Annotated in this window: 11 protein-coding genes; 3 read left to right on the plus strand and 8 right to left on the minus strand. The window is 52.1% G+C overall.

What is annotated here, in order from left to right; genetic code table 11:
- Both ABFV38_RS10220 and ydfG read right to left on the minus strand, forming a co-directional pair.
- A complete protein-coding gene (locus ABFV38_RS10220) occupies nt 1-687 on the minus strand; it encodes a GntR family transcriptional regulator (RefSeq protein WP_008502405.1) in 687 nt (228 codons plus the stop codon).
- A 91-nt stretch (nt 688-778) separates the two neighbouring features.
- Nucleotides 779-1,525, minus strand: a complete 747-nt coding sequence (ydfG, locus tag ABFV38_RS10225) for a bifunctional NADP-dependent 3-hydroxy acid dehydrogenase/3-hydroxypropionate dehydrogenase YdfG (RefSeq protein WP_023292548.1) — start codon at nt 1,523-1,525, stop codon at nt 779-781.
- Nucleotides 1,526-1,667: 142 nt separating this feature from the next.
- Between ydfG and dcp the strand changes: the two genes are divergently transcribed.
- Nucleotides 1,668-3,701, plus strand: coding sequence for a peptidyl-dipeptidase Dcp (gene dcp / locus ABFV38_RS10230; RefSeq protein ID WP_348959317.1), 2,034 nt, complete (start codon nt 1,668-1,670; stop codon nt 3,699-3,701).
- 65 nt (nt 3,702-3,766) lie between these two features.
- Here the strand turns inward: dcp and ABFV38_RS10235 are convergent, their stop codons facing one another.
- The 4 genes from ABFV38_RS10235 to ABFV38_RS10250 form a co-directional block, all read right to left on the minus strand.
- Nucleotides 3,767-4,255, minus strand: coding sequence for a LuxR C-terminal-related transcriptional regulator (locus ABFV38_RS10235; RefSeq protein ID WP_348959318.1), 489 nt, complete (start codon nt 4,253-4,255; stop codon nt 3,767-3,769).
- 94 nt (nt 4,256-4,349) lie between these two features.
- On the minus strand, nt 4,350-8,111 hold the full coding sequence (locus ABFV38_RS10240) for an autotransporter outer membrane beta-barrel domain-containing protein (RefSeq protein WP_348959319.1): 3,762 nt from the start codon (nt 8,109-8,111) through the stop codon (nt 4,350-4,352).
- 11 nt (nt 8,112-8,122) lie between these two features.
- Nucleotides 8,123-9,292, minus strand: coding sequence for an autotransporter strand-loop-strand O-heptosyltransferase (locus ABFV38_RS10245; RefSeq protein WP_196346248.1), 1,170 nt, complete (start codon nt 9,290-9,292; stop codon nt 8,123-8,125).
- 123 nt (nt 9,293-9,415) lie between these two features.
- A complete protein-coding gene (locus tag ABFV38_RS10250; RefSeq protein WP_235402941.1) occupies nt 9,416-10,213 on the minus strand; it encodes an EAL domain-containing protein in 798 nt (265 codons plus the stop codon).
- Nucleotides 10,214-10,562: 349 nt separating this feature from the next.
- Between ABFV38_RS10250 and ABFV38_RS10255 the strand changes: the two genes are divergently transcribed.
- Nucleotides 10,563-11,372, plus strand: coding sequence for a winged helix-turn-helix domain-containing protein (locus ABFV38_RS10255; protein WP_235402950.1), 810 nt, complete (start codon nt 10,563-10,565; stop codon nt 11,370-11,372).
- Entirely contained in the window at nt 11,356-11,841 is a 486-nt protein-coding gene (locus ABFV38_RS10260) for a hypothetical protein (protein ID WP_063621522.1), read from the plus strand. The genes ABFV38_RS10255 and ABFV38_RS10260 overlap by 17 nt, the downstream gene beginning before the upstream one ends.
- Before the next feature lie 102 nt (nt 11,842-11,943).
- Here the strand turns inward: ABFV38_RS10260 and uspF are convergent, their stop codons facing one another.
- Together uspF and ABFV38_RS10270 are read right to left on the minus strand one after the other, a co-directional pair.
- On the minus strand, nt 11,944-12,378 hold the full coding sequence (gene uspF, locus ABFV38_RS10265) for a universal stress protein UspF (RefSeq protein WP_039025368.1): 435 nt from the start codon (nt 12,376-12,378) through the stop codon (nt 11,944-11,946).
- A gap of 125 nt (nt 12,379-12,503) precedes the next feature.
- On the minus strand, nt 12,504-12,794 hold the full coding sequence (locus tag ABFV38_RS10270; protein WP_348959320.1) for a DUF1330 domain-containing protein: 291 nt from the start codon (nt 12,792-12,794) through the stop codon (nt 12,504-12,506).
- Nucleotides 12,795-12,842 lie beyond the last annotated feature (48 nt).

Genomic DNA, 12,842 nt, shown 5'->3' on the forward strand with positions numbered 1-12,842 from the left:
TTACTCTTCGCTAAACCACTCGCTATTTTCCTGACGAATCAGCTGCACGGATTCGCTAATTTCCTGCAGATGCAGCGTCATCGCTTTTTCCACGCCGTCCGGGTCGCGTTTTTCCAGCGCGCTGAAAATATCGTGATGCTGTCGGAGTAGCATTTCCGGCGGGGAGACGTGATCGAGACTCATATAACGTACGCGATCGATGGTGGCCTTGATGTTTTCGATGGTGTCCCAGGCCAGCTGGCAATCCGCAATCTGCGCCAGTTTCTGGTGGAATTCATCATCAAGCTGGAAGAAATCATTCAGCTGCTTACGGTCAATCGCAATCCGCTGCTGATGCAGGTTTTGCTCCAGCAGGTAACACTGCTTGTCGTTGATGAGCGTTGCGGCACGGCGCGCCACCGCGCATTCAATGGCCTGACGAACAAAACAGCCGTTGCGCACCTGAGAGAGGGAGATTTTGTTCACGTAGCTGCCGCGCTGCGGGCGGATCTGAATCAGACCGTTTTCAGCAAGCTTAATAAACGCTTCACGCACCGGCTGACGGGAAACGTCAAAACGCACTGATACCTCTTTTTCAGAAAGCGGCGTTCCCGGTGGGATCAGGCAATGGACAATATCACGTCGCAAAATGCGATAGATTTGCTGGTTTACGGGCTGGGTGGGATTGAGTTGCGATTCAGCGGCCATGAGTTGTCATTTCTCAGAGAGTTAGCCTGAACATACTACCATTCTTTTATAACCCGAAACAGACCCGGCCCGCAGGCCGGGAAGGGCAGCGTTAGCCACGATGGACGCTAAGTCCGGCAAAACTCTGGCTGACCGGCATCATTTCTACGGTATTGATGTTGACGTGTTTTGGCAGCGTCGCCACCCACCAGACCGTTTCGGTGACATCTTCCGGCGTCAGGGCGTTGGCGTTTTCATAGGTTTTGTCTGCTTTCGCGTCATCGCCTTTGAAACGCACGTTGGAAAACTCGGTGCCGCCCACCAGGCCCGGCTCGATGTCGGTGACGCGAATGGCGGTGCCGTGCAGATCGGTCCGCAGGTTAAGGCTGAACTGGCGCACAAACGCTTTTGTCGCCCCGTAGACGTTACCGCCTGCATAGGGCCAGCTTCCGGCGGTGGAGCCGATATTGATAATGTGGCCACGATTGCGCTCGACCATGCCCGGCAGCACCGCGCGGGTCATATAGACCAGCCCTTTGTTGTTGGTGTCGATCATGTTTTCCCAGTCTTCCACGCTGGCTTTGTGGGCAGGCTCCATGCCCAGTGCTAGACCGGCATTGTTGACCAGCACGTCGATGGCGCGCCATTCTGCTGGCAGATTCGCAATCATCTCTTCGATCGCCGCGCGGTTACGCACGTCCAGCTGCGCGGTCAGAATGCTGTCGCCTAGTTCGTCCTTCAGCTCCTGCAGACGTTCCTGACGGCGGCCGGTCGCGATAACCTTGTGCCCGTTGGCGACGAAGCGACGCGTGATGCTTTCACCAAAACCTGCCGTTGCCCCGGTAACTAAAATAATCATCTCACTGTTCCTCAACGCTTTTTGTGTTGTACTAACATAGCACGGCCGCAGAGGGTGCGTTAAGGCAACATTTGTATGACAGCGTTGCAGGGGATGGCGGCCTGGCCTACTCTGGGAGGATACCCGTACTCAGGAGCGAAAGATGACGGCCACGAATCCCTTTTTTAACATCAGCCTGTTGCCTTACCAGGCCCCCCATTTTGATGAGATCAACGACAGCCACTATCGTCCGGCCTTCGATGAAGCCCTTCGCCAGAAGCGGGCGGACATTGACGCAATTGTCGCTCAGGCCGCTGCGCCTGACTTTGCTAACACCGTGCTGGCGCTGGAGAAAAGCGGCGCTTTGCTCGCGCGCGTCAGCAGCGTGTTCTTCGCCATGACTTCCGCGCACACCAATCCGTATTTACAGGAGCTGGAGGAACAGTTCTCCACCGAGCTTGCCGCGCTGGCAAACGATATCTGGCTGAATGACGTGCTGTTTGCCCGCGTGGAGAGCGTCTGGCAGGACCGTGCCGCGCTGGACGCCGAATCCCGTCGTCTGGTCGAAGAGACGTATCAGCGGTTTATTCTGGCCGGCGCGCGTCTTAATGAGACAGAAAAGGCCGAGCTAAAGGCGTTGAATACCGAGGCGGCCTCCCTGACCAGCCAGTTTAACCAGCGTCTGCTGGCTGCCGATAAAACGGGTGGGCTGGTGGTGGATTACGCGCACCAGCTTGACGGGCTCAGCGCCGGTGAGATCGCTGACGCGGCGCAGGCTGCCGCGGAGCGAGGGCTAAACGATCGCTGGCTGATCCCGCTTTTGAACACCACCCAGCAGCCCGCGCTTTCCGCGCTGCGCAATCGTCAGACGCGCGAAAACCTCTTCAACGCAGGCTGGACGCGTACCCAGAAAGGGGATGAAAACGATACTCGCGCGCTGATCCTGCGTCTGACGGCGCTGCGTGCGCGGCAGGCCCGTCTGCTGGGCTTTGAGGATTACGCCAGCTGGAGCATCGCCGATCAGATGGCGAAAACACCGGCCGCCGCGCTGGAATTTATGCGCGGCATTGTGCCTGCCGCCCGCGCCCGCGCGGAACGTGAGCAGGCCGACATTCAGAACGTTATCAATGATGAGCAGGGCGGTTTCACCGTGGAGGCCTGGGACTGGACCTTTTATGCGGAGCGCGTGCGCCAGGCAAAATATGCCCTTGATGAGTCGCAGATCAGGCCCTACTTTGCGCTCAATACCGTGCTGCAGGATGGCGTATTCTGGGCAGCCAGCCAGCTGTTTGGCATTCGCTTCGTCGAACGCTTCGATATCCCGGTGTATCACCCGGACGTCCGCGTATGGGAAATTTTCGACCACACCGGTGAGGGCATGGCACTGTTTTACGGTGACTTCTTTGCCCGTGATTCCAAACAGGGCGGGGCATGGATGGGGAATTTCGTCGAGCAATCCTTCGAGTTTGCTGCCCGTCCGGTGATCTACAACGTCTGTAACTATCAAAAACCGGCGAATGGCGGTGTCGCGCTTCTCTCCTGGGATGACGTGATAACCCTGTTCCACGAGTTTGGCCATACGCTGCACGGTCTCTTTGCCAGCCAGCGGTTCGCCACGCTTTCCGGCACCAATACGCCGCGTGATTTTGTTGAGTTCCCGTCGCAAATCAACGAGCACTGGGCCAGCCATCCACAGGTGTTTACCCATTATGCGCGCCATTACGAAACCGGTGAGCCGATGCCGGACGCGCTGCGGGAAAGCATGCTCAACGCGACCCATTTCAACAAGGGTTATGACATGACCGAACTGCTGGCTGCCGCGCTGCTGGACATGAACTGGCACGGCATCGGCGAGGCCGTTTCGAGCGTGGAGGATTTTGAAGCGGCTGCGTTGAAAAAAGAGGGGCTGGATCTGCCTGCCGTGCCGCCGCGCTACCGCAGCAGCTATTTTGCCCATATCTTCGGCGGCGGCTACGCGGCGGGGTATTACGCCTACCTGTGGACGCAGATGCTCGCTGACGACGGCTACCAGTGGTTTGTCGAACAGGGCGGGTTGACGCGTGAAAACGGGCAGACATTCCGCGAGGCGATCTTGTCCCGTGGTAACAGCACGGATTTAGCCGAACTGTATCGCAACTGGCGCGGGCACGATCCGAAGATTGAGCCGATGCTGGAAAATCGCGGGCTGAGCGCGTAAAACCGCCGTTAGCAAATAACAGAACCGGGCTTCGCGCCCGGTTTTTATTGTTTTTCCCGCAACGACTATTCGAATTCAGAATGAATAAATTGCCTGACCTGAAGTATCGAATTCAGGTTAAGTTTTTGCCCAATATTATTGGTGTAGGTATAGACAGTTTTGGGGGACAGGTAAATTTTTCTTGCAGCAGCAACCGTGTCATCAGTATCCAGAAGGGCGAAAAGTGTCTTTTTCTCCTGTTCTGAAAGCATGCTCAGACTCCTGCAGCGCGCGATGTGGTTCAAGGCATATTCTGATGAATACGTCCGACCGCCCGTAAGCTGCTTTCGAAACTCCATAAAGCACGATTTCCTGTAGATTGTCACAAGCGGTTCGAGAACTCTTGAACTGACATCCTTGCCACCGATGAAGATCATTTCATGCTTTTCAGTGAGTTTCTTTCTTTTCAGAAGGTTGAAAATGGCGCCCAGGCTTCGGAATGATTCAATATCTACGATGCAAACCTTTCTGCTGGGGGACGCTTGCTGAAGGATGACAGACAGCGCTTTATTCAAAAAAACATCTTTCGTCAAAATTATGTGAGGCATAAACATAACCAGAACATTTCAGAACACAGTGAAAAGGGGCCCTAAGGCCCCTGTGGTAACATCAGAATCCGATACGGACACCTGCCACACCCTGGATCGGCGTTTCGATTTGGCTGCCCTGACGATAATTAGCCTCACCGTACAAGGTTACGTCTTTACCAACGGTGATCGATGTACCCAGACCGTACTTGCCTGACGTGCCTTTGACGTTGTTGTCAAAGCGATTGCGCTCATTGATCGTGACTTCGTTTGAGTTAGCAAACTCTTGCACCACCGCAGCTGACAGATAAGGTTTGAACTCAGTCGAACTCAGACTGAACTTACCGGAAAGCTTCGCACCGGCTTCACCTGTGACAGAACGTGGAGTGCCCGTGTTGCCTTTCATGCCGTTACTGAGTTTCACATCCTCACTGGTCATCTGAACAAACGCCAGGCGTCCATAAGGCGTGATGCTTACATCGTTTTTGAGATCGAACTGATAACCTCCTTCAACGGCTGTGCTGAGTGCATACTGCTTCCAGTCACCGCCGGTTCTACCGCCATTGGTCATGACCGCTCTCAGTTTGTTGTTAAGACGGTTACCTTTAACGACACTGTCAGCGTAGAACCCACTAGCGTCGTACCAGGTGGCATAAAGGCCGAGGCCGTAGCTGTCGATTTTGCTTGTGCCGCCGCGGGCATGTTTCACTTTGTTATCGCTAAAGGACATGAACGCGCCAGTGACGAGGCTGCCGCCCGCAAAGTCTGTCCTGGTGTCAGCGCCGATCTCCATACCGTTCTGGCTAAGCTGATAGGCCGCGCCATTGCTTGTATCAATGTCACTTTTACTGCCGAGGTAGTGTCCCCATACGTTGCTTTCTGGTCCGGTTTTATCCAGACTCGCGCGATACGTGCGCAGGCCATCCAGCTCAGAATGGATAACGTTCAGACCGGCATTAGACATGGCCAGAATGGCATCAGTTGCAGGTGTGGTCATTGGCTTCTTACCGCCATTTCCGTTACCTCCTGCGTTGCCGTTGTCACCACCGTCAGGGTTCTCGCCGCCAGGGTTCTCACCGCCCGGGTTCTCGCCGCCCGGGTTCTCACCGCCAGGGTTCTCGCCGCCAGGGTTCTCGCCGCCAGGGTTCTCGCCGCCAGGGTTCTCGCCGCCCGGGTTCTCACCGCCCGGATTCTCGCCGTCAGGGTTCTCGCCGCCAGGGTTCTCACCGCCCGGGTTCTCGCCGCCCGGGTTCTCACCGCCAGGGTTCTCGCCGCCAGGGTTCTCGCCGCCAGGGTTCTCGCCGCCCGGGTTCTCACCGCCCGGATTCTCGCCGCCAGGGTTCTCACCGCCCGGATTCTCACCGCCAGGGTTCTCGCCGCCGCCGTCCAATGCGCCGAGATACCAGACGTTACCTCCATTGAGACCGTCCTTATCCTGCTGGCTGTACAGGGTGTACATATAAGTCCCGCCGTCTACGAAGCGGGTGCTTCGCCCGGATGCCGTGACCATTTCAAAGTCAATGTCACCGCCTTTCTCGTGGATGAGGTTCAGCGTCAGGTCAGTGTGGTCTGATATCTCCTTACCGGAGTCAGCCACAGCAATACCAAACTGGCCTGTGCCCTGTTCGATAGTGACGAAGTTGCCTTTACGGTCTGCGAGAGAGGTGTTCAGGAGGAAGTTCCCGGTGCCGCTCAGCTCCGTAATCGTCAGCTTCGCGAATTCACCGTCGCTGTTGCGCAGGAAGTTGACGTTGCCGCCGACCATGGTGAGCTTACCAACCTGAGCCGTGTCCGGGCCGGATATGGCATCGGAAAGGTCGTTAACAGAAAGGGTACCTCCCTGGATGTTTACGTCCGTTGCGAGAGAGCCGGCATTCATCAGCAGTTCGCCACCGACGTTTACTCTGGTTTCGCCGTCGGCCACTGCTCCGGCCCACAGCCACGACTGGCCGCCATCAATGGTGGTATCAGTGATTGTGCCGAAGACCTTCTGTTGGCCATCACTTTCGATGGTAGTAGAGGTGGCTTTGCCACCAGCGGAGACATACTGAGCACCGCCGCTGCTGATTATGGTCTGATTAGCCTCACCTGTGACCTCCTGCTCACCACCACTTTTTATCGTAGTATAGGTGGCCAGGCCACCAGCATGGACGTACTGACTGCCACCATTGTTGATGGTTGTAGAGGTGGTAGTGCCGAAGACGCGCTGCAGACCATTACTGTTGATGGTAGTAAAAATGGTTGCACCGCCACTTCCTAAGGTCTGCAAGCCCCCACTATTGATGCCGACACTGGTGACCGTTCCGCCCTCCCAGATAATCTGTGAGCCACCATTCATTGTGACATCTGTAGCACTACCGCCACTGCTGACGTACTGAACACCACCGCTGTTGATTATTGTAGAGGTAGCCGTACCGCCATTGGAGACATACTGATAACCATCACCGTTAATTATCGTAGAGGTGACTAAACCGCCATCAATGAATTGAACACCACCGCTGTTGATAGTAGTGGCGGTGGCAGTGCCACCCGTGGAGATATACTGCTGACCCTCCGTCATGATGGTGGTGAAGGTTGCTGAACCGCCACTGGAAACATACTGTCGACCACTACTGTTGATGGTGCTGGAGGTGGCCAGGCCACCACTAGAAATTAGCTGAAAACCACCGCTGTTAAGGGTGGTGTCAGTGGCCAGACCACTACTGTATACGTGCTGCTCTCCGGCACTGTTGATGGTGGTGGAGATGGCAGAGCCACCACTGGAAATATACTGTTGACCACCGCTGTTGATGGTTGTGGTGGTTGCTGCGCCGCCAGCAGTGAGTCGCTGTTCGCCACCTCTGTTGATGGTCGTAGAGGTGGCTGTTCCTCCATCGGAGATACGCTGCGTGCCGCCGTTAATAATAGTGGTGGTTGCCGTGCCGGAGACGAACTGTACACCTCCGTTGATAGTGGTGGAGATGGCCTTACCGAAGACATCCTGTTCACCGTCGTTGATAGTGGTTAAAGTGGCCTCACCATAGACGTTCTGAAAACCACCATCTATGGTCGTGGCGGTCGCCGATCCGCCTGCGCTGATGAACTGTATTCCCATTGAATTGATGGTAGTAGAGGTTGCCGAGCCAAGTCCGTCTACGTTTTGTCGACCGCTATTTATTATTGTTTCGAAGGCCGTGCCGCCAATGAGGACGTTCTGAACGCCAGCACTATTGATGGTAGTAGAGGTTGCCGAACCACCACTGGAGACATACTGATAACCACCACTATTTATAGTCGTAGAGGTTGCTGAGCCGCCACTGGAGACGTGCTGATTACCCCCGCTGAGAGTAGTAATGGTGGCAGTACCGCCATTAAAGATGGTCTGCGTGCCACGGTTGTTGATGATAGTCGAATAGGACCAGCCTCCATCATAGACGTTCTGGTTGCCGCTGTTGTTGATGGTGGTGACATTGGCCATGCCGCCGCTAGAGACGCGCTGAGAGCCGCCGCTGTTGATGATGGTGGCAGTCGAAAAACCGCCACTGGAGACGAGCTGAGAGCCACCAGTGTTGATGGTAGTGGCAGAGGTATAACCGCCACTGGTGATGAACTGACTACCACCGCTGTTAATGGTGGTAGAGTTGGCCGTATCGCCTGCATGAATACCCTGTATACCCGTTACCGTCTCACCTACATAATTCGCAGCCATGACCGATCCGGAAGGCAGTAATATGGCCCCCAGCAGTAGCGCCAGTGCGCTTTTCTTCGGCGTCAACTTCGGACGACCGGACCCGGTCGCAAGTTCAGAAGTTACCACCCATTGCTGGCGCGACTCGCACCAGACCGTGGTATATATCTTGTTCATATTTACGTCCTTTACTTATCAACTAATCCTGAATGCAGACGGTCCACCATGCCGATAACCTGACGACCGGTTATCAGACTTGTGCACTCGTACTGTCGGGGGGTGTTCTTGTGATGCGGACACCACAAAAAATCCACGTGGTCAAAATCAACGGACGTGTCATCCCAGCAGCCGTTACAGCCATGGCTGCTGAACACCCTCCAGGGGGTGTAAAATTCACTGTTGGGAAGACTGAATCCGCTGATTAACACCACCGGGATACCGGATGCCCAGGCAAGCCATGACAGCCCGCTGCCCAGACCAATAAAGAAGCTCGCATGCTTTAACAGGTCCACCCGCTCCTGGAGCGGGATATCGCCTGTAAAGTCTTCGGCGCCATGCGGAATGTGGTTCCAGATAAAGCCCTGTCCGTAATGCGCCTGGCGATCAATGCAAAGCACCCGGTATCCCAGAGATTTAAGGTGGGCGACGACCTCAGCCCAGCCATGGCCGTTGTTCCAGTACTTCGCCTGGTTGGTGGACTGCGCGGCGATACAGACGTACGGCTCCGCAATTTTCCGCTCCGCATCCAGCTTCAGGCGGGGAGGGCACTCACGCGGATCCACCCCGAGGATGTAGCCGGCATTGCGGTGGAAACCGACCTTCCTGAAATCGATGGGCTGATGAGTGGTGTCGCCCTTAAAGAAAAGGCCGATATACCAGGACGCGTAGGGATTTTCCGTCTGGAGAGCGTCCTTTGTGGAGAATGTGATCTCTGGGTACTGCGCGCTAAGCAGTTCGATGATTTCCTGCCCCATGACGCACTCAAGCTGACAGCGGTGCAGTTGGCGAAAACGCTCTGCGTAATGGAACCAGCCAAGCATGTCGCCAAGCGTCCCCGTCGGGAAAAAGATGACGACGGGCTTGTCCTTCATATCCAGCGTTTCATCCAGGACCGGGCTCATCGATCCCTGGTGGAATACCTGAATGCGGAAGCGGACGTAATATTTTTTATTACTGGTTACCCAGCCGCCTTCTGAATCACAGCTGAAAAGAATATTACCGCTGTCGTCGTCCATTAAAATAACGTGCCATTTTCCTTCCGGAAGCAAAACGCGCGCGCCATAGTTAAAGTCATAAAGAATTCCGTCCGGTCCTGTCCAGGACGGAAGCTCTGGAGGGTTTGGGAAGTTAGCTGACATATATAATTTGTCCTTGGTGGCAATTTTAAATTTGTAATGATCAGGTGGAATGCACTACTGTTATTTAAGTAATGCTTTTTCATAATTGATTGCGAATTGCTGTGTTTACGCTTTTGAAAAGTGTTATATGTGCGAGCAAAACTCGCGCATGCTTACAGGTTTTGAAAATAGATAACCCTGAAAAATATTCACTCCTTTATCTTTCAAAAGAGATAGTTGTTCTTTATCTTCTATACCTTCAGCAATAACATGAATTTGCAATCGCTCTGCGAGAGCTACAATGGCATCAATTACCGCGGAATAGATTAATGATCCATTGCTCGCAATTGTGAGGCCTTTATCAATCTTGAGTGTTGAGAAACCTGCATGTTCAATGTATTTGAGACATGAACTTCCGCTGCCGAAATCATCAATCGCAAATCGCACACCTGACTCAGTAAGTTGCTGCATAGCCTCGAGTGCAAAGTCGTCCAGGTTCATTGTTCCACGTTCGACAATTTCCAGTGTGACAGCAATGCGTCCGTCGAACACTTTCTTAAAGTCCGTAACTGCTTCAATAACTCTTGAAGAGTTCAACTGTCTCGCACAGATGTTGAAGGAGAGATAAAAATCATCAGGTAGCGTTCCTTCGTAGTCTTCAAAAAATGTTTTAACATCAGACATCAGGCTGCATGTGACATCATTAATCACCTCGCATGATTCCATTGCAGAGAGGTATTTTTCGGGAGAGTGGTAAATCCCATCTTTAAGAACTCTAAGTAATACTTCTCCGCCTACAATTTCATCGCCCTTACATACCGGCTGGATGAAGGGAACAAATTCAGCGCCGGTCAGTTCCGCTGATAAGATTTTTTCTCTAATCAATGTACGGGCTTTGATGAAGAAACGTTCTGCCTTAATGAGCATTTTGGTGCTTATCATAATGTCGCTCCTTATCTACTGGATTCGCTACCCGGGGTACCACTTCTTTCTTCTTTCCCCGAACTGTGAATGGCGGTAGGTAGGATGGCTGCACCTGAAAAATAAGAACCTGCTCATTCACTTCTGCGAGAAATCCTATCAACTAAAAATGGTGTTTAGGTACATGTATTGCTAATTTATCAAAATACAAATTTATGTTCTGTTTGATGTTGCATTTACAAGTAATAAGTCTGCTGAAGACGTTGTCACGTCTGGCTGTGCTAAGATGCGAGAAAGAAGTTAATGGGTTTTCGCAGGTTGGATAAACGTGAGGATCCATTCAATTACCATCATGGATAAGGAGTCAGAGATGGTTTTTGTGATTGATAATAGGGTTTTTTATCGCTCTGAAGATGGTGCCATATGGCCATCCGGAGACGAGGGCTCTACTGTCATTCTGACCCTGACAATGAAGAGGCTGTTAACATGCCTTCTCGAAAAGCATGGTCAAGTCCTGACACGGAATGAACTCCTGGATAATGTCTGGGATGCTCATGGCTTGCGCTCATCGAATCACACATTAAATAAATACATTTCAGAACTGAGAAAACATTTCGTCCAGTTAGGTATTACCAATGAATGTATTACCACAGTGCCTAGGGTCGGCTTTATGTTTAACAGCGATATTGACGTCAGGGATATCACTGAATCTTCGATTGCTGATGGACGACTCAAAGAAATTGAGCAGTCGGAGGTAATAACTCTAGTCCACCGTACGGCATTAGTGGGTAAGTACAGGGCTCTTCATTATACGCTGGCACTGATTGTGCTTTTAATCAGCGCTACGTTAGTTGTGCCAGGTCTAGTAACTCCGTCGAAAGACTTAATGGAAATAAAACAGATTAACCCCCATTTCTTGTTTAACTACGACACCTGTCCTGTCTATACAATCCAGAGTAACTCTGCATCCCTGTCAGAGCAAAAAAAAGAACTTTTTTTAGAACTGGCTAACTCAAGTCATATTCAGTGTCTGGAAGGCACATCTTTTCTCTATCAGGTTTCAGAGTCCTATCTGTACGGCAATAAGGGGAGGGCGTTTATCAGTCGATGCACGCAAAAAAATAATAATTACATCTCCTGTCTGAATAACTACTGGAGTGGTTATGAACGCAATCAATAAGAAAACAGGGATCCCTGCCGTAATTTTACTCCTCATCCTGGCGTTTTCGGTCTGGTTCTATGTTCACATGCGTCATAAACAGAGTGCGTTAAGTGTTAACTGTTCCACAATTTTACGTTATAATCACTATGAACCTGATTTCATCGCTACGCTGGAGTTTGTTTTCCGTTTAGATAAAAACCACGAGGGTCAGGCTGTCCTGTCGGGGAATATCCAGTCAGACAAAGGCGTTCATGTCATCTCACGTACAATTCTCTTTAGCTATGAGGTGAACAGACCCGGTGAGATTGCCCTTACAGATACGCGCTACGTTAAAAATCTACGTGATACAGCTGATGATGACAGTTTTAAAAGCAGCTTCTTTTATGTTCCCGAGGGAACCGTTCGCCAGCTGAAGATTGAACCTGCAGGTAATGGCTGGCTGATTGGCAATCTGCAGTCGCCATTTGCGCTTTGCGTGAACAGGTAAGGCAGGTCAGGCATTGTGAACCTGCTCACATTCCTGAGTAGCTATCTGTCAGGAGCGGCTCATGGTGTTGGCTTAAAAAACCGGGCGTTACGCCCGGTTTTTTTATCTTACCACCAGCACAGGGCATTTCGCATGCCGAACCACTGCCGCAGCGTTTGAGCCCAACAGATAGGTCGAGATGTCCGGCTTATGGGAGGCGATAATGATCAGGTCGGCGCCGATCGTATCTGCGAGCTTAAGGATCTGATCCTTCGGAGACCCCGTCACGGCATGCGTCTGTATCTTGTCTGCAGGGATTTTGAATTGCTTAACTATTTCATCCAGTTTTGCTAACGCCGCGTGCTGGAATTCTTTCATCTTCGGCATTTCTGCGGGGTAGGCCAAACCTAATGATGAATAATAGGGAAGCGAAGGAATAACGGTAAGAAAGTGGACTTTGGCCGTGTTAAGTGCGGTATGTGCCTGAACGAAAGGGATAACCATGTGCGTCAGGCTATCCTCGGAGATATCAATGGGAACCAAAATTGAATTGTACATGTGTCCCTCCTGAGTGTTTTTTGCACAACTCAGGGTAAACCGTTATTTCCAGCAAAACAGAGAGCAGGTTGTCATAACGGGGACAAATTTCGGTTCTGTGATTTAGGTACAGTTGAACCTGCCTGTCATTCCGTCGTGACAATGAACATTCTTGCTTCCTGGACGAGCTGGCGTTCAGCCTTAATCGGCGCATATTTTTCCGAATGATAGAAGGCAAGGGCCTGATCTAACGTCGGGAATTCAAAAATGCCCGCATAGGGTAACGGCTCTTCATCACCTTCCAGTACCTGTGCGACAGCACCAAAATGAACAATTTTACCGCCTGCTTCCTCTAATGCTGACGTGAAGCGGGGGGCAAGTCTGGCCTGTCTGGCTGGGTCAATAACGCGTAAGTTGATATGAACAAAGGCTGGCATAACCGTTCCTCAAACATGCTTAATAGTGTATATACACTATTAACTTTA

The sequence above is a fragment of the Enterobacter cloacae complex sp. Mu1197 genome (assembly GCF_040059225.1).
In the GTDB taxonomy this organism is placed as follows: domain Bacteria; phylum Pseudomonadota; class Gammaproteobacteria; order Enterobacterales; family Enterobacteriaceae; genus Enterobacter; species Enterobacter quasiroggenkampii.